The organism is Hymenobacter wooponensis, assembly GCF_004745865.1.
GTDB classification, from domain to species: Bacteria; Bacteroidota; Bacteroidia; order Cytophagales; family Hymenobacteraceae; genus Hymenobacter; species Hymenobacter wooponensis.
In genome coordinates, this window is sequence record NZ_SRKZ01000008.1 from 90760 (window position 1) to 116706 (window position 25947).

General features: G+C 59.3%; 28 protein-coding genes and 1 pseudogene. 12 read left to right on the forward strand and 17 right to left on the reverse strand.

All coding sequences use genetic code 11. The features are described from left to right. Positions 1 to 259: 259 nt before the first annotated feature. Positions 260 to 490, forward strand: coding sequence for an SDR family NAD(P)-dependent oxidoreductase (locus EU557_RS22790; RefSeq protein ID WP_135532792.1), 231 nt, complete (start codon positions 260 to 262; stop codon positions 488 to 490). On the opposite strand, the gene EU557_RS22795 is transcribed toward EU557_RS22790, so the two are convergent. The 3 genes and pseudogenes from EU557_RS22795 to EU557_RS26145 form a co-directional block, all read right to left on the reverse strand. After that, positions 483 to 1241, reverse strand: coding sequence for an SDR family NAD(P)-dependent oxidoreductase (locus tag EU557_RS22795; RefSeq protein WP_135532793.1), 759 nt, complete (start codon positions 1239 to 1241; stop codon positions 483 to 485). The two genes, EU557_RS22790 and EU557_RS22795, sit on opposite strands and share 8 nt — an antisense overlap. Further along, positions 1238 to 1654 carry an acyl-CoA-like ligand-binding transcription factor gene (locus EU557_RS22800; protein ID WP_245326367.1) on the reverse strand — a complete coding sequence of 139 codons (417 nt, stop codon included), beginning with the start codon at positions 1652 to 1654 and terminating at the stop codon, positions 1238 to 1240. Before EU557_RS22800 ends, EU557_RS22795 begins: the two co-directional genes overlap by 4 nt. Continuing rightward, a pseudogene (locus tag EU557_RS26145) lies at positions 1655 to 1897 on the reverse strand (helix-turn-helix domain-containing protein); the annotation flags it as partial. Between the two features lie 78 nt (positions 1898 to 1975). Here EU557_RS26145 and EU557_RS22805 point away from each other — a divergent pair. Beyond that, positions 1976 to 2263 carry a helix-turn-helix domain-containing protein gene (locus EU557_RS22805; RefSeq protein ID WP_135532795.1) on the forward strand — a complete coding sequence of 96 codons (288 nt, stop codon included), beginning with the start codon at positions 1976 to 1978 and terminating at the stop codon, positions 2261 to 2263. Between the two features lie 13 nt (positions 2264 to 2276). Here EU557_RS22805 and EU557_RS22810 read toward each other — a convergent pair whose 3' ends face one another. Continuing rightward, positions 2277 to 3347, reverse strand: a complete 1071-nt coding sequence (locus EU557_RS22810) for an LLM class flavin-dependent oxidoreductase (RefSeq protein WP_135532796.1) — start codon at positions 3345 to 3347, stop codon at positions 2277 to 2279. Between EU557_RS22810 and EU557_RS22815 the strand changes: the two genes are divergently transcribed. Together EU557_RS22815 and EU557_RS22820 are read left to right on the forward strand one after the other, a co-directional pair. Then, positions 3346 to 3552 (forward strand): hypothetical protein, encoded by a 207-nt coding sequence (locus tag EU557_RS22815; protein WP_135532797.1) that lies wholly within the window; start codon positions 3346 to 3348, stop codon positions 3550 to 3552. The two genes, EU557_RS22810 and EU557_RS22815, sit on opposite strands and share 2 nt — an antisense overlap. 433 nt (positions 3553 to 3985) lie before the next feature. Continuing rightward, positions 3986 to 6688, forward strand: coding sequence for a PAS domain S-box protein (locus tag EU557_RS22820; protein WP_167855317.1), 2703 nt, complete (start codon positions 3986 to 3988; stop codon positions 6686 to 6688). A 57-nt stretch (positions 6689 to 6745) separates the two neighbouring features. Here EU557_RS22820 and EU557_RS22825 read toward each other — a convergent pair whose 3' ends face one another. Then, positions 6746 to 7444, reverse strand: coding sequence for a hypothetical protein (locus EU557_RS22825; RefSeq protein WP_135532799.1), 699 nt, complete (start codon positions 7442 to 7444; stop codon positions 6746 to 6748). Between the two features lie 308 nt (positions 7445 to 7752). Next, entirely contained in the window at positions 7753 to 7944 is a 192-nt protein-coding gene (locus tag EU557_RS22830) for a hypothetical protein (RefSeq protein WP_135532800.1), read from the reverse strand. A 576-nt stretch (positions 7945 to 8520) separates the two neighbouring features. On the opposite strand from EU557_RS22830, the gene EU557_RS22835 reads away from it, so the two are divergent. Continuing rightward, the gene (locus EU557_RS22835; RefSeq protein ID WP_135532801.1) at positions 8521 to 9228 is read left to right on the forward strand and encodes a type 1 glutamine amidotransferase domain-containing protein; all 708 of its coding nucleotides are present in this window, start codon (positions 8521 to 8523) and stop codon (positions 9226 to 9228) included. A gap of 60 nt (positions 9229 to 9288) precedes the next feature. After that, positions 9289 to 9609, forward strand: a complete 321-nt coding sequence (locus EU557_RS22840) for a putative quinol monooxygenase (RefSeq protein WP_135532802.1) — start codon at positions 9289 to 9291, stop codon at positions 9607 to 9609. A 7-nt stretch (positions 9610 to 9616) separates the two neighbouring features. On the opposite strand, the gene EU557_RS22845 is transcribed toward EU557_RS22840, so the two are convergent. The 7 genes from EU557_RS22845 to EU557_RS22870 form a co-directional block, all read right to left on the reverse strand. After that, entirely contained in the window at positions 9617 to 10183 is a 567-nt protein-coding gene (locus EU557_RS22845) for a Crp/Fnr family transcriptional regulator (protein WP_135532803.1), read from the reverse strand. Positions 10184 to 10621: 438 nt separating this feature from the next. Then, complete coding sequence (locus tag EU557_RS25985; RefSeq protein WP_281062611.1) at positions 10622 to 10753, reverse strand: hypothetical protein; 132 nt, start codon at positions 10751 to 10753, stop codon at positions 10622 to 10624. A gap of 6 nt (positions 10754 to 10759) precedes the next feature. Next, positions 10760 to 11179 (reverse strand): hypothetical protein, encoded by a 420-nt coding sequence (locus tag EU557_RS22850; RefSeq protein ID WP_135532804.1) that lies wholly within the window; start codon positions 11177 to 11179, stop codon positions 10760 to 10762. Positions 11180 to 11196: 17 nt separating this feature from the next. Further along, a complete protein-coding gene (locus tag EU557_RS22855) occupies positions 11197 to 12513 on the reverse strand; it encodes a Y-family DNA polymerase (RefSeq protein WP_135532805.1) in 1317 nt (438 codons plus the stop codon). 36 nt (positions 12514 to 12549) lie between these two features. Beyond that, on the reverse strand, positions 12550 to 13017 hold the full coding sequence (locus EU557_RS22860) for a LexA family protein (RefSeq protein WP_135532806.1): 468 nt from the start codon (positions 13015 to 13017) through the stop codon (positions 12550 to 12552). A 385-nt stretch (positions 13018 to 13402) separates the two neighbouring features. Beyond that, positions 13403 to 13747, reverse strand: a complete 345-nt coding sequence (locus tag EU557_RS22865; protein ID WP_135532807.1) for a relaxase/mobilization nuclease domain-containing protein — start codon at positions 13745 to 13747, stop codon at positions 13403 to 13405. A 93-nt stretch (positions 13748 to 13840) separates the two neighbouring features. Next, a complete protein-coding gene (locus EU557_RS22870) occupies positions 13841 to 14074 on the reverse strand; it encodes a plasmid mobilization protein (protein WP_135532808.1) in 234 nt (77 codons plus the stop codon). 820 nt (positions 14075 to 14894) lie between these two features. Here EU557_RS22870 and EU557_RS22875 point away from each other — a divergent pair. Together EU557_RS22875 and EU557_RS22880 are read left to right on the forward strand one after the other, a co-directional pair. Next, the gene (locus EU557_RS22875) at positions 14895 to 15257 is read left to right on the forward strand and encodes a ParA family protein (protein WP_135532809.1); all 363 of its coding nucleotides are present in this window, start codon (positions 14895 to 14897) and stop codon (positions 15255 to 15257) included. Positions 15258 to 15345: 88 nt separating this feature from the next. Beyond that, the gene (locus EU557_RS22880) at positions 15346 to 15588 is read left to right on the forward strand and encodes a hypothetical protein (protein WP_135532810.1); all 243 of its coding nucleotides are present in this window, start codon (positions 15346 to 15348) and stop codon (positions 15586 to 15588) included. Between the two features lie 672 nt (positions 15589 to 16260). Here the strand turns inward: EU557_RS22880 and EU557_RS22885 are convergent. The 3 genes from EU557_RS22885 to EU557_RS22895 all read right to left on the reverse strand — a co-directional run bounded on the left by EU557_RS22885 (position 16261) and on the right by EU557_RS22895 (position 17948). Beyond that, a complete protein-coding gene (locus EU557_RS22885; RefSeq protein WP_135532811.1) occupies positions 16261 to 16497 on the reverse strand; it encodes a hypothetical protein in 237 nt (78 codons plus the stop codon). Between the two features lie 321 nt (positions 16498 to 16818). After that, complete coding sequence (locus EU557_RS22890; RefSeq protein ID WP_135532812.1) at positions 16819 to 17187, reverse strand: hypothetical protein; 369 nt, start codon at positions 17185 to 17187, stop codon at positions 16819 to 16821. Continuing rightward, positions 17184 to 17948 (reverse strand): ParA family protein, encoded by a 765-nt coding sequence (locus EU557_RS22895; protein WP_135532813.1) that lies wholly within the window; start codon positions 17946 to 17948, stop codon positions 17184 to 17186. Before EU557_RS22895 ends, EU557_RS22890 begins: the two co-directional genes overlap by 4 nt. Positions 17949 to 19820: 1872 nt before the next feature. Here EU557_RS22895 and EU557_RS22900 point away from each other — a divergent pair. Beyond that, the gene (locus tag EU557_RS22900) at positions 19821 to 20789 is read left to right on the forward strand and encodes a tyrosine-type recombinase/integrase (RefSeq protein ID WP_135532814.1); all 969 of its coding nucleotides are present in this window, start codon (positions 19821 to 19823) and stop codon (positions 20787 to 20789) included. A 1530-nt stretch (positions 20790 to 22319) separates the two neighbouring features. Here the strand turns inward: EU557_RS22900 and EU557_RS22905 are convergent. After that, on the reverse strand, positions 22320 to 23078 hold the full coding sequence (locus tag EU557_RS22905) for a DUF72 domain-containing protein (RefSeq protein WP_135532815.1): 759 nt from the start codon (positions 23076 to 23078) through the stop codon (positions 22320 to 22322). Between the two features lie 259 nt (positions 23079 to 23337). Here EU557_RS22905 and EU557_RS22910 point away from each other — a divergent pair, with 259 nt between their 5' ends. The 3 genes from EU557_RS22910 (at position 23338) to EU557_RS22920 (ending at position 25729) form a co-directional block, all read left to right on the forward strand. After that, on the forward strand, positions 23338 to 24306 hold the full coding sequence (locus EU557_RS22910; RefSeq protein WP_135532816.1) for a S41 family peptidase: 969 nt from the start codon (positions 23338 to 23340) through the stop codon (positions 24304 to 24306). A 204-nt stretch (positions 24307 to 24510) separates the two neighbouring features. After that, positions 24511 to 24873: a hypothetical protein gene (locus EU557_RS22915; RefSeq protein ID WP_135532817.1), complete on the forward strand. Its 363-nt coding sequence runs from the start codon at positions 24511 to 24513 to the stop codon at positions 24871 to 24873. Positions 24874 to 25189: 316 nt separating this feature from the next. Further along, positions 25190 to 25729 carry a hypothetical protein gene (locus tag EU557_RS22920; RefSeq protein ID WP_135532818.1) on the forward strand — a complete coding sequence of 180 codons (540 nt, stop codon included), beginning with the start codon at positions 25190 to 25192 and terminating at the stop codon, positions 25727 to 25729. Positions 25730 to 25947: the final 218 nt, after the last annotated feature.

A 25947-nucleotide genomic window follows, 5' to 3' on the forward strand; every position in this document is an offset into this window, starting at 1 on the left:
GTAGGCCTCTAATGGCTAGGGGCCGCCGTAGGTTCCGGGTGCTTGTCGGCAAGTGAGAACAGCAGGTAGGCTCGTTTTTACCTGCGTTCGGGCCGCTCACCTTCGCGCAGTGGCAGGTATTTCATTTCAAGCACCTGAACCATCACCTCTTGCAGTTCGGCCTGCTGCCCCACAGCCTCCTGCCCGAGCGCCGCCCGGAGCTGCTTTAGCTGGCTCCTACCCCGCTCTACCCAGTGAAACACCTCCTCTATGCGCCCCCATGAAAAAGATTCTCATCACCGGTGGCAGCGACGGTATCGGCCTGGCCACCGCCCGTCTCCTCGCCGCCGATGGCACGCAGCTCACGCTGGTAGCTCGCAACACTGCCAAGCTGCTAGACGCCGTGCGCAGCCTGCCCGGCCCCGGCCACACCGGACTGGCTGTCGACTTGCCCAAACCCGAGGGCGTGGGTCTGGTGTTTCAGAGCTGTTTTTCGGAGCTACTTAGCTGAACTTGCTCGAAGGAGCCACGGTCCGGCCACCGTCTACTACCAGTTCGGCGCCTGTGATAAAGCTGGCCTTCTGTGACAGCAAAAAGATAACCGCGTGCGCAACATCTTCTGGCTGACCAACGCGTCCCAGCGGGACAATGGCCCCCATTTTGGCCGCCGCGCCCGCACCCGCTGCGTTTTCAATCATTGGCGTATCAATTGGCCCCGGTATCACGATGTTGACCCGGATGCCGTCGCTGGCCAACTCCGCGGCCGCGGTGCGCGTCATAGCCGCCACCGCCGCCTTGCTACCCGAATAGGCAATGGCCCCGGGAGCCCCCCGTACGCCGGCTTCCGAGCCAATATTGACAATCGAGCCGCCGCCATTTCGGCGCAGGGCAGGCACGACGTGCTTCATGCCGAGTAGCTGCCCGAGTTGGTTGATGCGCAAGCCCGCCATCACCGTCTCGGCATCCACCTCTGTTACGAGCCCCGTAATCGTGACGCCCGCGTTGTTCACCAACCCGGTAATCTTCCCGAACTCCGCCTCGGTGTAGGCCACCAGTTCCGCCCAGTCCGCTTCCACGCCCACATCTTGCCGGCGGAACCGAACTTGTTGCCCCAGTTCGTCAGCCAGGCGTTGACCATCGGCTTCATCTCGCCCCGTAAACACAACCTGGGCGCCGGCCGCCACCAACAGCCGCACTTCCGCTTCGCCTTGGCCGCGGGTACCGCCCGTGATGATAATCACGTCTCCTTGCATCTCATTCATAGGTTTTGTTGGGGTTGGTTGGGGATAAGAAAAGGGTGGTAGGCTTCTGCGAGCAGACCAGCAAGTGGTTGCTGTCCATCGCTGGCAATCCACTCTCGCACGGCCAGGCGCAAGCCGGACAGGGCGAGGGCCGAGGCCATCCGGCTGTGGGTGGAGGGGGCCCCGTGGGCTATCAGCGTGGTAGCCAACAGGTCTTCCCACAGGAGGTATTTTTCGTGCGAGCGGGCCCGGAGCGAAGGCGTCTGCTCAATCAAGCGGCCAACCGCCAACGAGAGGGCGTACTGCTCCGGGTGCTGGTCAACATGGCGCATGACGGCACGTAAAGCCGCCTGCAGGGGGGGAGCCGCATCAGCTAGCCCTGTCAGCTGATTAACCAGCTCGGGGCCCGTGGCAGCCGTCCAAGCCAAAGCCATATCCTCTTTTGTGGCAAAGTACCGGAACACGCTCCGTCTGGAAACACCGGCTGCTGCCGCAATCATGTCTACGGTCGTTTCCGCAAAGCCATCCGCTAAGAATAACTGAATCGCTGCGTCGACAATTTTTGTACGAACAGCCTTGGCATTACTAGCCCGAATAGGTATTGAAGGAGCCATAAACCGGAGGAAACAATTTGCGAGTTCAGCCGAGCGAGCTGCAAATATGGCACTTAGTGCCATATTAAACAATCTTTTTAGGGATAATGACCACAGAATATGACACTAAGTGCCTAGGCTCAATGCGTTAGGGCGCAGTATGTGGGTCGCACCAACCCCCTCAATGCCAAGGTGAAAGAAGTCGCCGGCTGCTCCACCACCGCCCACATCAACGAGCGGCTGCTGGCCGAAGCCAAGCTGCTGCTCACCCACACCGACTGGCCTATAGCTGACATTGCCGACCGCCTGGGCTTCGAGTACACGTCCTACTTCACCAGCTTTTTCAAGAAGCACACCGCCACCACGCCGCTGGCGTTTCGCCGCGCGCCCCTGGCCGTGGCCATGGTTTTAAGCTGCTTGCCACTTACGGGTAGAGCCAATTCAGGCTGAGGTGTCGCGGCCGTTAACGCGCCTGCTGCTCCTTGGCTAAGTTGTTGGCCACGGGCTCATTCAGCTCCGTCATAATCTCCGCAAACAGCCTAGCCGATTTCAGCCGATCTTCCGGCGCGTACATGGTGGAGGCGGTAATGAGCTCATCGGCCCGGGTTTCGGCTAGAAACGCTTGCAGCTGCTGCTTCACGGTTTGCTTGCTGCCAACGAAGGAGTATTTCAGCATTTGCTGCACGGCCGGGTGCTGCCACATCTCCTGCAGCTCTTCGGTCATGGCCGTGGGGGGCTGCAACGCCTCTTTGGTACCCGTTAGTATCCCGACAAACATGCGAATGAGGGTGGTAAACAGCCGTTGGGCTTCCTCATCGGTATCGGCTATGTAGGCATTGATGGCCACCAGCGTGTAGGGCTGCTTCAGTACTGCCGAAGGCGTAAACTCTTCGTGGTAAATCTTCAGCGCGTTGTGCAGGTGCGTGGAGGCGAAGTGGCTGGCAAACGCGTAGGGCAGGCCCAGCTTGGCCGCTAAATGCGCGCTGTCGGTGCTGGAGCCGAGGATGTAGAGCGGCACGTCGGTGCCCTCGGCCACCGGGGCCCGGACGCTGGCCTGCTTGTTTGCCGCCGAGAAGTACTGCTGGATTTTGCTGATTTCCTGGGGGAAGGCGCGGGCAGCCGGCAGGAAATCCGCCCGGATGGCCTGCGCGGTTTGCGAGTCGGTGCCCGGCGCCCGGCCCAGCCCCAAATCGATGCGGCCCGGGTACAAATGCGCCAGCGTGCCGAACTGTTCGGCCACAATTAACGGCGAGTGATTGGGCAGCATGATGCCGCCCGAGCCTACCCGGATGCTTTTTGTATTCTCGGCCACGTAGCCAATGAGCAGGGAAGGCGCGCTGCTGCCGATGTTGTCGGAATTATGATGTTCGGCCAGCCAATAGCGGTGGTAGCCGGTGGCTTCGGCGGTCTGGGCCAGGGCCAGCGAGTTGTGCAGGGTCTGCTGGATGGTGTCGCCTTGCGAGACGATGGCCAGGTCCAGGATGGAGTAAGCAACGGGTTGCTTCTCCGAATTGGGGTTACCGTTGATGGACATGATTTCTTTTTTTGAAGGAGCCGCGGGTGGCCGCTGCGCTACTGCTCAACAAAGCAATTGCGCGGTGGTTATCAGCCTGGCAGTGGGGGAAGTGGCGGCCCGGTTCGCCGCCGCGGAGTTTACTGCAACGCCGGGGCAGCGCAACTGCCCTAGGCCTGCTTTGCCGCGCCAACCGCTAGCAACCAGTTGGTGGCCACCACCATGACGTATTCCTGCGGGCACTCTCATTGAGGCAGTTTATACCGCCCCCCTAGAGTAGCCCTAAGAGGGAAGAATAGGTTCTATTAGAGCAGCCATACTAAGCAGTTCGGACTCGACCAGAAATACTGGCTGGAGCATTAACGGACTTGGCAGCGCCTAAGTGAAGCTACGCTGCTTAGGGGTATTTAGGCTTCTAGGCCTGCCTAAGAACCGGCGACTGGTCTTGTTGCTGCCCGCGCTGACCGGGATGGGAAGGACGCCCCCACCCTGGCCGACCGGACGAGTAGCCGTACCCGCGCCGGGGCCGGGTGAGCAAGCAACTGCTGATTGCTCTCAGCAGCTGAAACTTTTCGCCCGGCCTTAATGGTATGGACTCTTAGTGCTGGCTGGCTGTCGGCACGATGTCAGTTACCCTGCTTTGTCTTTTCGCTGCTCGTATGACGCTTGCTGCCCCGCTCGACAGTCTGACGCTGACCGCGGTTTTCCACGCTTTACCGGGGGCCTACCTCCTGCTGTCCCCCGACTTTATTATTGAGGAGGTTAGCAATACGTACCTAGCCGAAACCCTGACGGAGCGCCACCAGCTCCTCGGGCGCTACCTCTTCGAGGTGTTTCCCGATAATCCGCAAGCCCTGGAGGCCCACGCCGTGCATAACCTGCGGGCTTCCCTGGAGCAAGTCTTGGCCACCAAGCAGCCCCACCAGATGGCCTTGCAGCACTACGATGTACCCAACCCCGAGCAGCCGGGCCAGTTCACGGAGCGCTACTGGCTGCCCGCTAACACGCCTATTGTCGACGCCGAGGGGCGGGTGCGCCACCTCCTGCACAGCGTAGTCAACGTCACCGACCAGCAGCGCGCCCACGCCCAACTGGGCGAAAGCCAGCGCCGGGAGCGAGCGGCCCAGACGGAAGCAAACCACTTGGTGCGCGCCACCATTGATAGTTCGCTGGCAATCATCCAAGCCTTTGAGGCCGTGCGCGATGCCGCCGGCCGGATCGTAGACTTCCGCTGGACCCTGGTCAACAAGCAGGCGGCGGCTCAGTACAACACGGACCCGGTAGGGCAACGGCTATTAGCCCTTAACCCGGGCGTAGTAGAAGCCGGTATCTTTGCGCGTTTCGTGCAGGTGGTGGAAAGCGGCCAGCCGCAGGCCTACGAGCAGGAATACCGCCACGAACAGTACAACGGGTGGTTTGAGCAGTCGGTCGTGCGCCTGGGCGATGGGGTCGTGAGCACCACCACGGACATCACCACGCGCAAGCAGGCGGAAGCCGCCCTGCGGCACTCCGAAGAGCGATTTCGCGCCCTGGTAACCCAGGCCGCCGTGGGCATCGCCGAAACGGAAGAGGAGCGCTTTACTTACGTCAACGACCGTTTTTGCACCATCACGGGCTACTCCCGCGCCGAGCTGCTGGGAAAGCTGGTCCGCGACATCACGCATCCGGACGATGCCGCGCGCGACCTGCCCTTGCTGCGGCACCTCTACGCCACGGGCGAGCCGTTTACGGTCGACAAGCGCTACGTGCGCCCCGATGGCTCACCGGTGTGGACCCTGGCCAGCGTGACCTCCCTGCAGTGTGCGCCGGGCCACCCCAACCGGGGCTTTGCCGCTTGCATTGATGTCACGGACCGCAAATGGGCCGAGCAGGAGCTACTGGCCGCTCACGCCCGCACCATCGACATCCTGGAGAGCACCACCGATGCCTTTTATGCCTTGGATGCCGAGTTTCGCTTCACCTACGTCAACCAACGGGCTGCCCGGCTTTGGGGCCGCAGCCCCGCCGCCCTGCTGGGGCGGCATTATTGGACGGAGTTTCCCTCGGCCGTGGGCAGCGAATCGTACAAGTATCACTACCAGGTGCAGCAAGAAGGCCGCCCCCGGCAGTACGAAACCGTATCGCCGCTGTTGGGCACCTGGATTGACGTTAACATTTACCCCGGGCCGCAGGGTGGGCTGTCGGTATTCTTCCGCGACATCACCGAGCGCAAACGCACGGAGCAAGCCCTGCGGCACTCCCAGGAGCGGCTGCAGCAGGCTCTGTCCATTGAAACCGTGGGCGTGCTCTTCTTCGATTTGGAAGGCCGCATCCACGACGCCAATGAGGCGTTTCAGCGCCTGAGCGGCTACTCCCACGAGGAGTTTGTCAGCGGGAAGGTGCGCTGGGATGAGGTGACGCCCCCGGAGTTTATGGCCGTCACCCGTGCTTCCCAGCGCGAGTTGCTCACCCACGGCAAAAACACGCCCTACGAAAAGCAGTACGTCCGGCCGGATGGCTCGCGCTGGTGGGGGTTGTTCGCCGGCAAGCGCCTGAGCGACCGGGAATGCGTGGAGTTTGTGGTAGATATCACCGAATTCAAGCAAGCGCAGCACCAGTTGCACGATTTTAACCGGCAGCTGCAGCGCATGAACACTGACCTGGACAACTTTATCTACACGGCCTCGCACGATTTGAAAGCGCCCATTGCCAACATTGAAGGGCTGCTGCAGGCCCTGCAACACGAGTTGCCGGCGCAGGCATACGTGGGCAGTGTGTCGACCATTCTGCACCTGATGCAAGAGTCCACGGCGCGCTTTGGCCGCACCATTGGGCACCTGACCGACATCTCCCGCTTGCAGAAAGAGTTCGACCAGCCGGTCACGCCCGTGAGCCTAACCCGCGTGGTGGCCGAGGTGCAGTCGGATCTGGCACCGTTACTGGCGCAGACTGGGGCGCAGGTCGCCGTGGCGGTGCCGGAACACGTGACGCTGACTTTTTCGGAGAAAAACCTGCGCTCCGTAGTGTACAACCTGCTGAGCAACGCGCTCAAATACCGCCACCCCGACCGGGTGCCCCGGGTCCGGCTTAGCTACCAGGACCAGGGGCCGTATCAGGTCCTGTCCGTGCAGGACAATGGCCTGGGGCTGGATTTGTCGCAGGGGAAAGAGAAGCTGTTTGCCATGTTCCAGCGCCTGCACACCCACGTGGAGGGCTCGGGCGTCGGCCTCTACATGATCAAGCGCATGGTCGAGAATATCGGCGGCCGAATTGAGGTGCACAGTCAGCTTGATCAAGGGTCCACCTTTCTGGTCTACTTTCCGCAGGGCCCCGTATTCCAGGAGGCGGCAGTTGCTGACCAGGGGTGCCAAGCGCGCCCTTAGCCCGAGTTGAAACAACCAACCGGGTCGAGGGAGGGCTGCCCGGGGTGGCGGTGGAGGTCACGCCGCGGCACCCGCTCGGGAGGCGGAAGGGCGCGACCACGGGATTCGCAACCGGCTCCTTGCCCGACATCTTTGAGCTATCCCCTCTCCGCCTGCCGGCAAGGTACGCACTGAGGCCTCAGCGTTCGGGCGACAGCGGCAGAATGGGCGCCGTAAAACTGGAGCCGAACTGGCCGCTCGAACAGCGGCCAGTTCGGCCGGAGCTTTCCGCTGCTGCTGCTGGGTACCCCTCTCTGCCGGCGGCCCGTCCAGCCTCGGGAGCACTGGCTCAGGAGGGGAGGAGCGCCGTCGGGGGCGGGGGGCGGCGGAATCTACCTCGGCCGGATTCTGCTCGCGCGCGGACGCTTTCCGTTTCCGAGCTTGCTTCGTGCGCACGTTGGTAAGCTTTTCCGCCAACTCATCCGCCGTTTCCGCCAGGAGCTGGCTTTCCTTTGCCGCCAGTTCCTGGTCCGAGAAATGCGTGGTAAGTACCAGGGTCAGCTCATCCGACAGCTTTTGCTTGATCTGCTTCGGCTTGAGCGCATTAGCGGCCCGCTTTTCCTGCTTTGCTTGCGCCCGGTCCAGCTGCTCAGCGAGGAGATAGAGTGCTTTCAGCACGCCTTTCGGGGGCTTTCCACCCGGCAGCGTTACCCGGCTGAGTTGCGGGGCCAATTGCTGGGACAGTTCTTGGACGAGGGCTTGTTTGTGTGGTTTCACGGAGGGAAGAGATGTTCCGGCGCAGGCCCTGCCGGCCAACGCCTAGAATAGGTGAGGTTTTCTGAGAAGGAAGTACAGTCAGTGCAAGGGCAACAAGTTGGATCGCGGAAGGCGGCCCGCCCCGGAGCGGATTAGCAGCTGGCCGCGACATCCCGCGCAGGGGCTCCACTGCGAGCCCACCTCGTGCGCAGGCTAAGCCAGTGCTGGGAGGGGAGCCGTGGCCTAGCCGGGGGCCAGGGGCGGGGAGCCGCGGCTAGGGGGAGAGCAGGGTGGCAGGGGGCCTTCATGGGGGCCGGCCAGCGGAAAGGCTAGCAAATATCTAAGTAGTGCTCCAGCAACTGAAGCAGTAGCTGCTGCCCGGCCACCAGCTGGTAGTCGGGAGCGGATCGGCTGCTAACGTGAATGAGCGGATCGGCCAACTGCACCAGGTGCTGCCATTCCGTAGCGGGAATAGGCGAGCACCTCTCATCTAAGTTGAGTTGACGCTGAATGGCTGCCATAATGAGGGGACGAGCAGCGGGAGGAAAGGCCAGATAACGTTTGTAAGCTGGTACTTCACCCGGAGAACAAGGGGAACGGAACACGGGCAGGGTCCTAAGCGTGCGGAGGGCGCGGAAGAGCCGCAAAGCTACCGCCACCCGCCGCCAGGTCCTCGGCTCCCGGGTTACCTTTCTATTATGAGTAGCTGAACCGTTGCAAGCCTTCCGGATTGATCTTACTCCAAAACCTCCCCCCGGGGCGCCGGCGGAGGACCAAAACCGGGCCGGGTTAGCCATGTGGCAGCGAGAAACTCTTCGGTACCAGCCCGCCCGCTTTTCACTCGCCAGCTTTGGCCGCCCGCCCAGCAGCGGGAGCCGCTCACCGCCTACAGTAGGCCGGCCGCGGGCCTTGTGACATTTATCACACGCATTTTGTGATCTAGCTCCTTCGAATTTCCTGCCCCGAGCCCCCACCTTTGACTTGTCGAGCAGCGGTACGGACGGCTCCTTTTTCTCCCCAGGAAAGCAACCGGCCGAGGCGCGGCGGACCCAGCCACAAGCCACTATCTCCTTCCTTCATTTCAACCCCATTTTCAGATGAAATACGTGCTTTTTATCGTCACCAGCGCCGCTGAAATCAGTCCTAACCACCGCAAAACCGGTTACTTCTTTCCCGAGGTGGCCCACCCCCACCACGAATTTACGCAGCAGGGCTACACCGTGGATTTTGCCACGCTCCAGGGCGGCAGGCCTGCCGCCGATGGGTACGACGCCAACGACCCGCTTCAGCGGGAGTTTCGCGCCAGCAAAGGCTTTGCGCGCCTCAACAACAGCCGCCGGCTGAGCGAAGTGGACGCGAGCCTCTACGATGCCGTCTTCATTCCGGGCGGACTCGGGCCGATGGTGGACCTGGCGCAGGACCCCCTGGTGAAAAAAACGGTAGCAGCAGTAGTTGAGCGCGGGCAGGTGCTGGGCGCCGTTTGCCACGGGCCGGTGGCGCTGCTCGGGGCCAAACTCTCCAACGGAAAATACTTGGTCGAGGGCAAGCAAATCTCCGCCTTTACCGACGAGGAAGAACAGGGCTACGCCGTTGCTGACGTACCGTTTCTGCTGGAAGCAGCCCTGCGGGAGCAAGGCGCCAGCTTTGTCGAGGTAAGCCCCTGGCAGCCCCTGAGCGTGGTCGATGGCTTGTTGGTAACCGGCCAAAATCCGGCCTCGGCTACGGCCGTCGCCCGCGATATGATTGCGCTGCTGGAAACGCAGCCCGCGACAGGTACTGCTAGCGGCTACGGGCGGCAGCAGTAGCGCCCGGCTACGGCAGCAAGTATAGTTTTTCGTTCATAAGCAGCACCCCCCCTGAAGTATATGGAAGAGCAAAAGGTGTTTTATATGGTCAAGTGGCAGATTCAGCCGGGCCAGGAGGAAGTGGTTCGCCACGCCCTCACCCACCTGGTAGCCCGCAGCCGCACCGAGCCCGGCTGCCTCTACTACCAGCCCCACGCGAGTGCCACGCAGCCCGGCCTGGTGTATCTCTACGAAGCGTACGCCAGCCCCGCCGCGGCCCTGGCACACCGCGAAACGGAGTACTTCCAGCGGCTGGTGCTTGGCACCATCGTGCCGCTGCTCAGCTCCCGGGAAGTAGTGGAGGTTACTCCCCTTGCCGAAGTAGTAAACTCCCGGTTTTAGGGAGGCGTTAAACTCGCCTGAGGCGGCTAAGCGTTTCGCGCGTGACGCCCAAGTACGCCGCTATATCCTGTTTGGGCACGCGCTGCGAGAGGTTAGGATAGAGGGTGAGCAGCTTTTCATACCGCTCTTGCACGCTGAGGTTCATGCCGGCCAGAATGCGCTGCTGCATGGCGATGAAGCCCGACGTGATTTTCAGGCGGAAGAAGTGCTCTATCTTATGCATTTCCGCGCATAGCTTGTTGCGGTTAGCCAGCGAGATGGTCAGCAACTCGCCTTCCTCCAGGCTGCTGATGAGCATGGTGGCCGGCACCTCCCGGAAGAACGCCTGGTAGTCGCTGATCCACCAGTCTTCCAGGGCAAACTGGATGATGTGCTCTTTCCCTTCCGGGTCGACGTTGAAGGCCTTCAAACAGCCCTTGACGACGAAAAACTCATGGGGAACCGGCTCCCCCTCCTCCACTAAAAATTGGTGTTTGCGAACCTTTTTCCGGGTAAAATGGGAAAGGACGTAGTCGAACTCCGCCTCCGAAAGGGGCGTGATTTCTTCGATGTGGTGGCGGAGAGGATGGGACATCGGAGCGTAGCGGCAACTCAAGCTTTCGGTAACTAACCGCAAGGTTGGATAAACCGGAGGGGCAGGCAAGTAAAACAGGGGCGAACAGCAGAATTTGCGCGTCGCTTGAAAAAAGGTGGGCAGTCCGAACGAAGACTAGGTAGTCGAGCCTTATTTCCTCCCCTCCTACGATGGCCAGTAGCGAAACGGAAGCCCCTAACGCCGGCTAGGCCACCGGTCACCGGATGGGATGGGCTCGTCCGCATTCCTCGCTGGCGGCGCGGCACCACACCCTCCGCGACGGGATCCGGGGGAGAAGCTGATCAGGCCCTGCAGAGGGGAAGAACCCTGGAAGTACGATAGTCCCCTTACCCTGCTGCCATGAAACGGCTTTTGAGTCGGCGGATCCCGCGATTTGCCGCCCCAGCTGCCCAACCGCCGGTCCTGCTTTTTACCTAACTAGCCCGCCTTTCCCACCAGCAACTCCCCGTGAGCCTTCCACTCCTGGTCCTGCTGCTTAGTGGCTGTGCAGCTGCCAAAGCCAACCACGGCCTCGTACTCGTCCCGCCCCGCCAACTCCGGAATGGGCACCTAGGGCTATGCCGCCCGTAACTCGGCTTCGTAGTAGCAGTCCCAGTAGCCGTTATCGAGACGGTACACGTTCAGGCGTTGCACCAGGCGGGTGCGCGGGTGACGCGCTTTGAGCTGTCCGCGCCAGATGATGGGCCGGACGGGAGCACCGGGGGCGGGCTGCACGAGCTGGCCCAGGGCGTAGGCAAAGCCGGCGGAGGCCAGGCCTTGCTCGGCCTCCGCCGGCGGCTCGGTTGCTAATGCCTGCGGGGAAGCAGTGGCAGGGATACTGCAGGCCACTTCGTGCCAGGCCAGCAGTTCGCCGCAGCTAGGGCACAGGGAAGCCTGCACCTCATCGTGATAGTCGAGGGTGGTTAGGGTATCGGCTTCCTCTAGCTGGGTAGAATCAAGAACGAGGGTTTGCGGGGATCTTTTGCGGGTCGCCATACAAGCAGAGGGTGAGGTTAGAAGACAAGCAGTATATCATCAAAACGGGTGGTGTAGGCCTGGCTGCGGTGGTGGGCTTGGCCTTGCCAGGGAGCCGGCTGACGGCCGGTCGTAATTGCCGCGGCGGGCCGCACGGTGCCCCGGCCGAATTGGCGGTTTAAGTCATCGAGGGTGCGCATGAGCTGCCGGGCGCGGCCCGCGGCGGGGATGGCGGCTTCCGCGGCGGGAGCAAACAGGCTCAGCTGCTGGCCGCGGCCGGGCGGCTCCAGGCCGTCGAGCACCACGCCGGCCTTCACGTAGACCCGGCCCGGCTCGTAGAGCTTTTCGAGCAGGCGGCGGGCATAGGCCAGCAGCTGCAGGGTATGGCTGGTGGGGCCGCTGGGCAGGGTGAGCGTGGTGGAGCGCGTGTGGGGCGGCGGCAGGCGCGGATCATAGCGGTCCTGGCTGAGGAACACGGTCAGGATGTGGGCCTGGTCGCCCTGCGCGCGGAGCTTTTCGGCGGCCCGGCTCAGGTACGTTGTCACGGCACCCCACAGGTCCTCGATGGCGGTCAGGCGCTGGCCGAAGGAGCGGGAGCAGCGGATGCTTTGGCGGGCCAGGGTGCCCTCTTCACTCGGCAGCAGGCCCTGGCAGGGCTGGCCGCGCAGCTCCTGCACCAGGCGCCACCCCACTACCCCGCCGAGATGCTTGCGGGCCCAGGCCTCGGACACGCCGGCCAGCTCCCAGGCCGTGCGGATCCCGTGGGCGGCGAGCAGCTGGGCATACTGGCGGCCGATGCCCCACACCTCCGCGACGGGCAGGGCGCGCAGGGCCCGCTCGCGGCGGCTCTCTGTATCGAGGCGGAGAATCCCCTGCAGCTCGGGGTACTGCTTGGCGAGGCGGTTGGCGACTTTGGCCAGGGTCTTGGTGGGGGCCATGCCGACGCAGGTGGGAATGCCGGTGCAGGCCAGCACGTCGCGGCGCATCCGGTGGGCGCGGGCATCAAGGGTACCACAAAAGGTGGTGAGGCCGTGCAGGTCGAGGAAGGCCTCGTCAATGCTGTACACCTCCACGGCGGGCACCTGATCGGCGAGGCGGGCCATGACGCGGCGGCTCATGTCGCCGTAGAGGGCGTAGTTGGAGCTCAGGGCGTGGCCTTGGTGGCGGCGCAGCAGCGCGCGCACCTCGAAGTAGGGCGCGCCCATGGCAATGCCCAGCTGCTTGGCCTCGGCGGAGCGGCTCACCACGTTGCCGTCGTTGTTGCTCAGCACCACAACGGGGCGGCCCTCGAGCCGGGGCTGAAACACCCGCTCGCAGCTCACATAAAAGTTGTTTCCGTCCACCAAACCAAACATCACTTGGGGCCTTAGAAGTGAAAGAATAGTGGTGGCCTAGTCGCGGCTACGCAACAGGGCGGTGAGCTTACCGGGGATCAGCTCGTGGACGACGTGGGTGACCACGCCCCAGATGCGCAGGCTCTCCGTATCGGTGATTTCATAGTCAGGGTAGGCCGGGTTCTCGGCCTGCAGCCACCAGCTGGCGCCGCGGCGCACGAGGCGCTTGACGGTACACTCCCCTTCCAGCACGGCGACGACGATATGGTTGTGGTCGGCTTCGAGATGCTTATCCACGGCCAGCAGGTCGCCGGCGTGGATCTCGGCGTTCTTCATGCTCTCCCCGGCGACGCGAATCAGGTAGGTGGCCTCGGGGTGGCGGAACAGGATGCGGTTGAGGTCAAAGAGCTCTTCCAGCTCGTCGGAGGCGGGAGACGGGAAGCCGGCGGGCACCAGCGTCGCGAATAAGGGCAGCCACAAGGTGGTGGTCGGGTCGCCAACCTCGATCAGTTCGATAGTTGTCATCAGGTGCGGGGAAGGTAGAGAGCACCGCAATTATACTAAAATTGTTAGTAGGTTGTTCAGAGTTTAACTCGCCCTTACCCCTGTTTTCTTGATTCGATCAAGCTTTGCTACGCTAAAAATCGCCTTTTTGAGTACTTAGGGCCGGTTATTTACGCAAGGTCAGTGAATCCAAAATACATAATTCAATAGCTAATATAAATAGTAAAAAAGATATAAAGTATATTCACCCAGGGCTGCAACCCTGGCAGAAGTCTTTGGGGCCGATATTGCCGGGAGTTACGTTGTGTTAGCTGGTATACTCCCGTAACCCTCCTCTTCGCTGCCCAGCGCCACGCTCGCCCGGGCGCGCGGATGTTGGTGCCGTACCGCCCTTAGGGGGGCGGCCCTAACACCGCTGGCTCACCGCTGCCGCCTCGCGCGCCCATGGTACTGGGTTAGGTTTACTCCAGCAAACCAGTAGTCGTGGGCCCCGAGCTGCCGCGACCTTTTGGGTCCGGCTGACCACCTCGCCCGGAGCCCACGACAAAACGGTGTGCCACACCGGCAACTGAATGCGGCTGCTCAGCTCGGCCACGGCCCGCATTTCAGCCGCCATCCCCGCCACCTCCTGGCTCCCTAGATTGGCTACACTCAGTAGCTCCGCCTGCTTGTTGGTGCGGTCGGAACGCAGGCCCGCCCCATACTCCAGGGCACCGCTGAAGTCATGGCCGGTAACCGTTTTGGCAATCATCAGAGCGTTTCGAGTAAGCGAGTGAGGAGTTCATTGAGCAGCTCGACTCTGGCCCCGGCAGCTGGCCCGCAGTGGCCAGGCGCGTAAGCTGGTTCAAATTGCTGCCGGTGGTGGCCAGCTGCCGCCGAAAATCGGGGGAATCTTGCCCGTAATCTTGCGGCCCAGGGCCGCCCGGCGCATGTACTCCCCAGTCCTTAACCCCGCTTCCGCCGCCTTTTCCTCCACCAGTTTCTTGTCCCTAGCGGAGATGCGCACGTTGATGTGCTGGTCCTTTTGGCTGTTATCGCTCTCCTCAGGAGCTCGCCCGGGTAGTGCGTTTACTTCCATTTCTGCTTCGGCTTAGGGTACGTCTGACGAGACGAGAGGAAAAGCTGGCGTCAATTTCCCGGTTGACTTTGCGGGCCCCTACCCGAAGGGTTTGTGGCTACAAAGTCATGGCTTGCTGAATCACTTTTACTCCGCTGGCAAGGCTAATTTCATGAGGTAACAAATCTTGTAAAAACACTATTTTAAATCAAGATCAACCAGAGGTCGGCAACTGCCACTGGACCGGATTCCCACTGCTCGCTCTGCCCCGCCAAAGTCTGATAGCTTGATAAATATGTAGTCTGATAGTTTGATAAATATATAATCTGATAGTTTGATAATTACTTAAGCTAATAGGTAAATATTCGCCCTGATAATGATTTGCCGGAATAGGTAGTCAAGTTACTGTCGTACTAAGCAACTAAGTATTAGACTATTTATAAATTTAATAAGTGAAAAATAGGGGCAACTTGTTTCTCTAATTTTTGTACAAATTCATGTTGCTTTATGCAGCTGCCCTTTTAAATCTGCAATCAGTGATAGAGTGAAACGATTTTTTTGCTGAGTGCTGCCGGTTGCCGCGTCCCTTCTTGTTTCCTAAGATCCTGTCCAGTATGAGCCCGCCCCGGTTCATCTCGATCTCCTCCCAGAAAGGGGCTGTGGGCAAAACGACCCTCAACATTCTGGCGACCTCGTGCTTTCACTTCCTGGGTTAGCAGAAAGTAGCCGTGATTGACTGCGATTATCCGCTGCAGGGGCTGCGCCAGAAAGAATTAGCGCAGCTCCGGGCCGACCCGCTAAAGCCGCGGATTTTCAGGCCCTGGGCCGGCAGTCGTACCCGATGGTGGGGGGCGAGGTACCGGAAGGCCTGGGCCTAGCGCAGGAAATGGACGGGCAATTCGACCTGGTCTTCGTTGACACCCCCGGCACGATCAACGTCCCGGGCCTAGTGGCACTGTGGCGGCAGCTGGATTACGTGTTCATGCCCCTCGAAGCCGATGGGCTCAGCGTCGAGGCCAATCTGCCCTTTGCCGCCGCCTTGGCGGCCTTCGCCCGCGGTCAGCCCGGCAGCCGGCTCAAGCAGTACTACCCCTTCTGGAACAATCACATCAAGAGCGAGAGGCAGGAGTTCTGCTGGGCGCTCCGAGGAGCTGTTCGCCCAGCAGAGCATTTCCTTTTTAACGAGCCGGCTGGAGTACAGTGAACACTACAAGAAAGAAGCCATGCGCTCGACGATGTTCCCGCCAGCCAAGGAGTTTATGCGCCTGGGCATTAGCGGTCTGCTGTGAAAAATGGCGCAGATCATCTGTGCCGCCGAAGCGCCGGCTTCGGTTAAGGACGCCGTACCCACCAAGAGAAACCAGGTCTTTAACTCCCTGACCCTATGGCTGCTCAGAACCCTGCTGCCTGGGCACCATCCCCGGCCCGGGGGCCTGGACCAACTGTACGTGCTGCGCAAGTTCCCCATCCCCGACGACAAGAACCTGGTGGAGATGTTCGAGCGCGGGGGCGGCCGGCACTTAATGGTCACGTGACGAACGAGGACATCCGCAAAGCCCGCAAATTAAAGCGGGAGGCGGCCTTTCCCGGCGGACACAAAGAAGGGTATAGCAACCCGCTATACCCTTCTTTGTGCCTAGTTCAGTACCAATGGGTTAGTAATTCGTCTATTAGCTACGACCAGGAAGGCTACTCGTGGCTGCCCAATCTCTTTTGGTGTACGCTTCATCCGCTTACTGCTAGGCGCAAGTTCTTGATCCTCGTGGCCACGACTGTCTTTCGCTGCAGCCCGTATGGCCCGAGTTGGGGCTGCTTTGCGGTGAACATAACTCTCCTTGTCGCTTTGGGCGGCCTCTTCTTAAACGGGGCCTACCCTCGCTACGACGAGCACCAAGAGTACAACTAAGCTTCCATGTTTGCCACTTTCGACCCTTTAGTATTTGCGCGCATCATAGCCAGGCTGACCTACTTGGTGTTTCTGGGGCTAAAGGAAATTGTTGGCTTTAACATTGGCCGTCGTAATGACCCAAAATAGCGATGCCGTAGGGCATCTTTCCCCGTGTGCGGCAGGGGCAGCGTGGGAGTGGCGTCTTCAATTCTATTGTTTAGTTCTGCTTCACGAGCCACTCCTCCCCTTCCCGCTGCTCCACGGTAAATCCGTCCTGCAGGTACACACGGGGCAAGTGTTGTTCAAATGAGTCGGCGCATTACTGGCGCTGCGCGTAGGGTCCGGGATTGGCGTACATTTCCCGGACCTCGCTTATGCGGAAGGCCACTTCCAGCTTTCTTTCCGTCGTTTTCGCTGCCTCTTTCTTGATCCCGGACCGAGGCTTGCTGGCCACGGTATAGTCCTCCAACAGATACTTCTCGACGAGTGCCTTGTAGATGGCTCCGGCCGGTTTCTTGATCTTGCCTTTCTGGAACTGAGCCTCTTCAATCCGCACGCGATGTAGCCCACGTCGTACTCGCCGCTTGCCAGTTGATGGGCAAGGGTGGTTGTGCTACGCTGGCTTACGCCAATCTGCGCCAAGTCTTCGGCCCATTCCACCGCGCCCAGCAACGTCTTTTTTCTAGCAGATGCGCCCCGTTATCACCTATTAGTCAAGCAGTAGGGCGCCCGTATTACTCTTCTAAGAGTAATAATTAAAAAATGACTAGTTGTGCTTCGGAGAAACGGCCTTTTTATAGCAGATGAAGCAGGTTTAAAAGTATAAAAAAGTCCATTTACGCTTAAAAATTGGCGCTTTTTGTGCTTTTTTATACTTTTAAGACCGGAGCTTTTTATTCTTCTCTAAGAGTTTACGCAAGTGCTCGTCGGGTAGACTCCGATTGGCATTTTCGAGCTTATCCAGGAGCTCACTGACGACTTGCTCGATTTGTTGCCGGACCACAAAGCCGGGCTCCCAGTACTCCGCTTGTTTAAGCCGCAAGTAGGTGTTGCGGCGCAGGTACGTACTGAATTGTACCCATTCCAGGCCCGCGTCTTCCGCCGCGGCCGGGGGGGCCGGTTCGGCAGCTGGCTCCGCGGGGGGAGGGCTGGGAACTGCTACTTCGTCCATGCCGTAGAGCGCGGACGTATCAATCGTTGGGCGGGCCGTCTTGGCCGTGAAGTTGCGTTTGGGGGGGGTGTTCATAGCCGGGCCAGCAGTTCGTCGGTGAGAGAAGTGTAATCCAGGGCGCCATTACTGTCGGGAGCATACGTCAGAATGGGTTCCTGCATGGCTTGCGCTTCGCCCAGCTTATTGTTCTGGCGGATGCTCACGTTCATGACCAAGGGGGCCAGCTGTTCGTCCTCCTGCAGGAGGTGAACATACTGATGATGCATGGAGGAGCGGTAGCTGGGGGAATACTTGGTAAAGAAGATGCCGCCCACCTTGAGTTTCTGATTGTAGTGCTTGCGCACCCGGACGCAGGCCTGCAGCAAGGAGGTCAGTCCGTTATAGCCGAAGTATTCCGGCTGCATGGGAATGAATACGGCATCCGCCGCAATCAGGGCCGAGTAGGTAATGCCTCCCAGGGAGGGAGGGGTATCAATGAGGCAGTAGTCGAACTGGTCCTCGACCGTCTCTAATCCCTCCCGTAGGATGAACTCGAGACCGGAGCTGCCCGCCATTAGCTTCTCCACTAGCTGCAACCGGGGGGATGCGGCCAGCAGGTGCATCCCCTCCCCTACCGGCTCTATCAAGTCGGTGAGGGGAATCTTGCCGTCACTTTCCAGCAATTCTCCTAAGTGCCGGTTGCCCTTACGGTCAAATGACATTGTCAGGTTGGTTTGCGAATCGCTGTCGATCAGGAGCACGCGCTGCCCACGACTGGCTAGTACTTGGGCCACGCTCAGGGTGGAAGTGGTCTTTCCCACCCCGCCTTTATGGTTGGCAAAACATATTGTCTTCATGTCGAACACTGCCGTTGGTTGGTTCAATATTACGCATTGTATTTAATACACACTAGGCAATTAGGATATATGTTAAATACAAGACACGCACTACACCTTTTACACACAATACATACTATACACTTAGTGTATGTATGACATATAACGAATGTAATACACGTAAGGCCTACAGTGCATGTACTAAGTGCATACAAGCATAACGCTTATTTGGTACGGAAGTATGTCGAGGATGTAAGAAAAGCAGGGCGTTTGAAGTATGTTGTACATACAGTGCACGGAATATATGTTTTATATACTATGCATAGTGTACATATCTTACATACTGTACATACCATAGGTGTTAAACCTATCTCATCTACACAAAACGCACGCATATCTTACATACACACCATACGCGCATTCACTTTTCACATACTCAACATATCATACATACATTGTATGTGCATAAGTAGTAGCAATTAGTAATGCGGTGAAAGAAGGTGATTAGCCCTGTATATGAATAGATTTAACCGACCGGACAATTCAGCTGAACCGAGCAGGGGAGAGCAGGCCCGCCTTCGGCTGGGGGTACAGTTGTAGCTGGTTAATGGTATGGGACCGCGAGTTCACCGGGACGCCCGCACGCATCAGGGCGAAGTTGATCGCCACGGAAGGGGTGCATCGGCTCCGCGGGTTGCGTGGGCGTTTCCAGGGAACGGATACCTAGTTCGCAGGACCCGACCCGGCTTGCCGCAACCCGGATTGTTTTCGCCCGCGGCGGCCGAGAAGCAGGCTAAGCCGCGGCTCGCCCGTTGACGAGTGCAGCCTGTACGGGGGACTAGCCGGCGAACATGACCAGTGGAATCGCTGCCTCAGCTTTATCCTCGGCCCGGGTAGCCTTCTTCAGTGACTGGCCCGGTAGTCTATGTAAGGAGCAGCCCCGCCGCCGTCCCGTAGCGCAGGCGCCCACCAAGAGTGACAGCTACCCGAAGAGTGGCAGATCATAACGGCCTCCCCGGTAGACCACCGGGTTAGTCAAGTCGACGGAGAGCCGGAGGGAGAGTACTGGCTCTCGGTAGGGGAGAGGAAGCTCGGCTATCGAGGAGCACTTGCTGGTTAACCTACCAGGGCCGGGCGAACTACGACCACAGGGGTAGGGGAGGAGTAAGGGCGCTGGCTGAGGCCTATCTCCGCTACTGGCCAAGCCCGCCTACCCGGAGCCGGTGGCGGCCGCTTAACAAAAACAAGTAGCCTCCTAAAATGGGCGGCAGGCAATCCCCCGAGGTGGCCCCCGGCGGCAGGCTGGCCCCGCCCGTCCCGCCGGGAAGCAACTGCGCCGCAGTGCGGCTAGCGCGGATAAGGCTTTAGCGGCCGCCTCGCCGGAGTTCTTCCGGTTGCCAGCAGCGGTGGGCCCAAGGGGAAGGGCTACTGCGCCCGCTGTCTTGCCGGTAAGCGTGGGCGGGCGCAGGCCGTCCACGCTTACCGGCAAGACAGCGGGCCGCCGACTCACTGCTCCCGCGGTCCGAGGTAAGGTCTACTCGTAACTAGATTTCACGAAGCCCTCGGCGTTGGGTAGCAACCCTTAAAACCGTCCAGCGCGCTGGCGGAGGCGAAAGCGCGGCAGCTGGCTAGGTGGTTGGCTCGCGGGCTAGGCAGCAACCAGGAAGAAAGCCAACCTACCTTTATAAAGAAACTTGCTTTTCCTTGACCAAGGATCGCACCCTATGTAAAAGAAAAGCGGGGGTTCTTTACGTAGGTGATCCAACCAGCCTGGCCTGGGAATACGACCATCAACCCCGAGTAAAATTATAAGGACTGATAAGGTTCTCTTATCGGTCCTTAGCGTAACTTGGGGTTTCACCCCGTTTTTTCGGCGCGCTACTCCTTATATATATGGCTACCGAAAGTCAGCTCCCCGTCGTCACCTCGCCAGCGGCCGCCCAGGTGCCGGCGCACTTGCTCAAATCCACCCACCGCTACGTCGAGGCCGGCCTGCGCGGCGCGCCCAACACGGTGCGCGCCTACGCCGGGGATTGGAAGCGCTTCACCACGTGGTGCACCTTGCACGACATGGCCGCGCTGCCGGCATCGGTGGAAGCGTTGGTCGGATTTCTGACCGAGCTCGCGGACGCGGGCAAGAAGTACGCGACCATCGAGCGGCACGGCGCCGCCATTGCCAAGGCCCATGAGCTGGCCGGCGTGGAGTCGCCTACGGCCGACAAGAAACTAAAGGTGCTGCTGCGCGGCATTGCCCGCGAAATCAAAACCCGCCAAAAGCAGGCGCCGGCGTTTTCCCTCGATTCGTTTAAGCGCACCATCAAGAGCATTGATGTCACGGTGCCGGCCGGGCTGCGCAACCGGGCGTTGCTGCTGCTCGGCTTCACCGGCGCATTCCGCCGCTCGGAGCTCGAAGCGCTCAACATCGAAGACCTGGCGTTTGACGACGAGGGCCTGGTGGTGACGCTGCCGCACAGCAAAACCAACCAGCTGGGGCAAGCCGAAGAGAAAGCCATTTTCTACTCGCCGGACTCGGCGTTATGTCCGATCCGGTCGCTGCAGGCCTGGCTGCGCATGCTCGGCCGCACGGAAGGCCCGGTGTTCGTGTCGATGCGCCGCAACAACCAGGTGACGACCCGGCGCATGACGACCAAGTACACCAACCTGATCGTGCAGCAGTACCTGGGTCCGCAGTACACGGCGCACTCGCTCAGGGCTTCGTTCGTCACGGTGTCCAAGCTCAACGGCGCCGACGACTCGAAGGTCATGAACCAGACCAAGCACAAGACGAGCGCGATGATCCGGCGCTACACCCGACTTGACAATGTGCGCCAGCACAACTCGGCCAAGGAGCTCGGGCTCTAGCCCAGCAAGTCCGCTTTAACTGGGCAAAACAGGACGGCAAAATGCGACCTTGGAAATCCGGCCAAAAAGCCGGTTTTTTGAGTCAAACTTAGTACCGACAATTGAGCATTATCGGTACTAAGTTGGAGAGGTACGCATCACCCCGCCGGACTCGCCCGGGGCCTGCTTCTCATTCCTTGGCATCACACCCGGAGGTAGTAGTGGTAGCAAGCAGCTTCGCGGTAATTCAGCCTGACCAAGCCAGGGTAGCGCAGCTCCTGGTTGAGCGTCCCCGGCAAGAGCGGCCGGCGCGGGGCAGTTTCACGGCCCCCATCTGCTGTTCCTGGTAAAGCGGGGCGGCCACGATCGTCGTGCGCTCCGCCGCGGCTGATAAACCGGCCGGCCGGCGTCCCAATCCAGCACCAGGTCGGCTACGCCACACTACCACCATCCGTGGGCGAGGTCAGTGGGGGCTGAAAGCACCACGAGGACAAAACGGTGGTTGTCCGTCCTGCTGAAGTTAAACCGCAAGCTCAACTTGCCTTAACTTGCGCGCCTGCCTGACAAGTAGAGTCATCATCCCCCTTTACAACGCCCGTATGTTCGTTCTAGGCTGGCTTGCACTTGTTATTTTGGCGCTCCTGGGGGGTGTAGGTGCTCTCCATCTCGCGACAGGCCGATTACGCGTTTGGTCACGCTGGCAGATCAGGATCTGGCTCCTGTCCTTTTTGCTTACCCTATCTGTACCTCACTAGGCAACCCTGCTACCCTTGCATTTCCTTTTTATTGGGTGAAAAGAACGGGTTTTGAGGTAGTCATTGAGCTAATGTGGGTAGTGACAGGACAGGTCGAACGACAGTTTATGGGACCTATTGTTCGCGAGAATTTTGCTGATTTCTGGGTCCTCCTCCTGTCTAGTATCCCTAGCTTCCTGCTATGGCTCCTACGGGTAGTACTACAAAGAGCGTTTGCGAAGCCCAGAAATGCGTAACGCAACCGTATGTAGAATACAGCAATAAGATGGGTTACTGAGTCGGTCGCACAAGCTCCGGGCAACTGACCCCTCGCCTTAGGCAGCGCAGTAGTGTTGGACAAGACAGCTACAAACACACGGTACGCCCTGCTGCTGCTCGACGAAGGCTCTCCCATTACGTTGCGTTAGGGCTACTGCAAGCACTACCCGTGGTCGTGCTGTACGGAGCTTCTTTTTACTTTCTACTCCACAACTGGCGCACGTCTGGGAGGAGGCCTCTGGGGTTGGTACTCGCCCTAGTACTGGCGGGTACCGGCGTGCGCATCTGGCCCGGCGCTGTACGAAGACTATCGTTACGGTGCGCTCTTCACCGCCTGCCTCTTATTTCTACCATTGCTCGTGGCCGCGCTCGGGTATTCTTTCGCTTCTCAGGCCCCATTACCCTTAACCGAATACTGTGAGGTCCTGGCCTATGTTTAGTAAAACGAGGGTTTAGCCAGACAGGCCCGCACCATGAGTAAACCCGACCTGACCCTGGAAACCAGCGTCCGCCTGCCCCCGGCCGCGCGTCGTACGGCTCAGGCCCGCTCCGCTACCAGCCGCTGCAGGTCTTGGGCATTGGCATACGCGGCGCCCATGGTATTGTTGAAGTAGGCATACACGTCTTTCCCCTCTTGCAGGTAGTCGTGGATCTGCTCGGCCTGGTCGTGCAGAAAGTCGCGCTCGTAGGACTCTCGGTAGTTTCCCTGCGGGCCGTGGAAGCGCATATACACAAACTCTGCCCCCTCGTTGAGCCGGGCGTTTCGGCCGGGACCTTTGTCGTGCCGCACCAGGCTGGCGCCGTGCTGGTCCAGCAAATCAAACGTCTCCTCGGCATACCAGCTGGCGTGACGAAACTCTACCGCTTGGCGCCACTCGTGGGCGGGGTCTGCCGCGGCCAGCGCAGTCAAGAGGGCCCTGACCGCCTTGAGCTGCCGAATGGTGGTGCTGGGCGGGAACTGCAGGAGCAGGCAGCCCTTTTTGGGGCCCAACGCCCGGGCGGCCTCGAGAAAGCGGACCAGGCCGGAGAGGTCCTCAGCCAGCGCCTTGGGGTGCGTAATATCGCGCCACAGCTTGAGGGTAAAGGCAAACTCGGGGCCGGTTTCCGCGGCCCAGGCCGCAAACGTTTTGGGCTGGGGGATGCGGTAGAAGGTGCTGTTAATCTCCACCGAGTTAAACAGGGTGGCATAGTAGGTGAGGCGGTTCGTCGCCTGATAGGCCGGTGGAAAGGTGGCCTTCGGGCCCGGCACGACGATGCCGCTGGTGCCAGTGCGCAGGGTGCCAAGGAGGGCAGGCATGGGAAGGAGGTATATGGGAGTTTCGGGGTAGTACGGGCCCCGCGGCCGCGGCGTTTTCCCCCCTGCGCCTCTTCACGGGGTCCCCACGTATCCTCGGCTGGTACTAGTAGCGCTCTTGATAGGCCAGCAGGGGGCGGACCGCCACCCCTGCGCGTGCTACCAATGAGCCGGGCGGTTGCCCTGGGCTGGGGCAGATGCTCCATGACCGGGTGCTCCCTGGGCGGCTACCTGTGTTGTAGGCAAGTCTTACCTTGGAGGTATGAAACGACTACGCTGCTTCGGCCTTTTATTCTTCGTCGTTACTTCTTGTAGGGCAGAATCCAGGCTCCCCTCCCCGGCGGTGCGGAACTATGTGGAAGAAGTCGTCTGTATACTGCAAGCCAATTTCGTTCATCGGGCGGCTATAAACTGGGTAGTTTTCCAGCAGAATCTGCTAGCAGAAGCACGTGACGCCAACACCATTGAGCAGGCCTATCCTGCGGTTATATCTGCTATCGTTGCCCTAGGCGATAAGCATAGTACGTTTGCACCCGCCCGCCTGGTGCAGGAGTCCAAACTGCCCCCTGCCAAGCAGCCCCCACTCTACCCCGACGAGCCGGTTCCTAGCGACATCGGTTACATCCGAATTCCGTGGGTGGTCGGCAGTCAGCAACAGCTGGCCGAGTATATGACCCGCGTGCACGCCCACATCCAGGAACGGGACAAGCCAGAGCTAAAAGGCTGGATTGTGGATTTGAGAGGAAATATAGGCGGAAATATGTGGCCGATGCTGGTGGGGGTAGGGCCGGTGTTGGGAAAAGACACGCTCGGCTATTGTATTGACGCGAATAACACCAAAACCGCGTGGCGATACGAAAAAGGCAAGGCCTTGCTGGACGGCGACATACAGGCAGAAACTGCCCCGTATTATACGCTGAAGTCGGCTAACCCGGTGGTGGCCGTGCTAACCGATACGCTAACGGCCAGTTCGGGCGAGGCCGTTGCCATCGCCTTCAAAGCCCGAAAGCATACCCGCAGCTTTGGGGCAGCCACGTGCGGGGTAGCTACCAGCAGAAGCCGCTTTTACTTGTCCGATGGGTCTGTTCTCTTGCTGACAACCGCCGTGTTGGCCGACCGCCGCCTGGTCCGGTATGGCCACTCCATAGCCCCCGACGAGCTGCTCAAGCCCGCCGAAGTAGTGCCGCGAGCTATTCGCTGGATTAGAGAAGAATACCGAGCGAAGAACTAAGGGCAGCATTAATGAGCGGGCCGAACAGTCCAACAAGGTGAGGCCAGCAGGAGGCGTAAGTGGTTCCACATTCTGGTCCCGTTTCCCCTGGCATAACAGCCACCAATTGGGGGGGGCTGGCAAGGCACACCTTTCTGACCTGCAACTACGATTCAATATGCTTCCTTTTGTATAGTAGCGTTGAAAGTCATTAAGCCCCTACTTATGTCTTTATGGAAATCGCTTAAACGACTTGATAGACGTATTGCTTATGTGGTCGTTGGACTGCTTGCGATTGGCCTCGCCTATGGTTTTGGCAAGATCCTTTCCATGCCTCCTTTCATGAATAAGCTTAGTGAGGGACTGGAAGAAAATGATAAGCTCATGCGGTTCATTGGCTCCTCTACAGGACAGACCCTGCATCTGAGCCAGGAAGTAATAGCCGAGGGTGATTCTGCCACGTTTAGCGTGGCAATTACGGGGGAGTGTGACAGCGCCTATATCAAACTACGAGGCATCTATTACAAGAAGGATCGCCAGCTCTACTATAGGGTAACGGATACCACTCAAGTAAACGCTTGCAAATGATGGCCCCACCTTGTCCAAAAAGGGTCACAAAAAACGGCTTCGAAAAGCATCGGTTTCGGGGCTATTAAGGCAGGTGCTGAAAGCGTCCAGAAACCGTTCCCTTTTTGGATAGTCACATTGACAGAATTAGGTTTGAGCAGTAGCCAAAATCGGCCTGGCAGTAACTACCGCTAACTCTTTCTATAATTACAAATAGCCTAAAGTGCTGAAGTTGCATAAAGGTAGTGCTTAACGGTATTTGGCAGTATATTTGGCATAGCCGCTAAGTATATACATTGGAAAAGATCAACTTATTGCTTCATTACTTACATTCTTGATGACCAAAAATATTACCCTCGTAATCTGTCTAACAACTGGGCTTTTAAACGGGTGCGCGAAAGACGAGAACACCCCATCCAAGTCACTTCCCCTCAACACGCTTCAGCTGACGGTAAAGGGAAAATCATTTCCTGTCGACCTAACGCGCACTACGCTAAAAGTATACAAGCCGAGTAATGGCAATCATGGCACTCTCTCCCTATTTACTCCTTCAAGTACCACAGCGGAAGAATTTACCATCAGTGCCGTAAACACAGAACCTAATGCCTCCGTTGAGACGCCGGGCGAGTTCTATACCGATCATTCACAGCTGCGGGCACAGGCTACTTACTTTTTTGTCGAGGGAACTGCGGGCTATCGCTTCGAAACCAATTACTGCGGGGTCAACAATCAAACGTTCAAGCTAAAAATTGAATCGGTTGATAAGGCTGCTCACACCATAAGTGGTTCGTTTAGTGGTGATTTATGCAAGGGGAATGATCCGATCGTGAAAGTTGAAAATGGCAAGTTCAACTTGCCTTATACCGTCGAGCCATAAGACGCGGCGCTCAGCTACGAGTTGTGGCTGTTGCCGAACTCACGGGGTCGCTTAGATGTCCGATAAATGACTGACTACGTGCCTGTAAACAGCCTTTGGGAGCCCTTGTGGCATGGGCCAGCTGATTGAGCCTGAATGCTGGGAGGCCACACCCATTTCCACACATGACTTCGTGTACTATGCTGTATTCAGGGAGAGCTATCTGCTCTTGTTTTGGC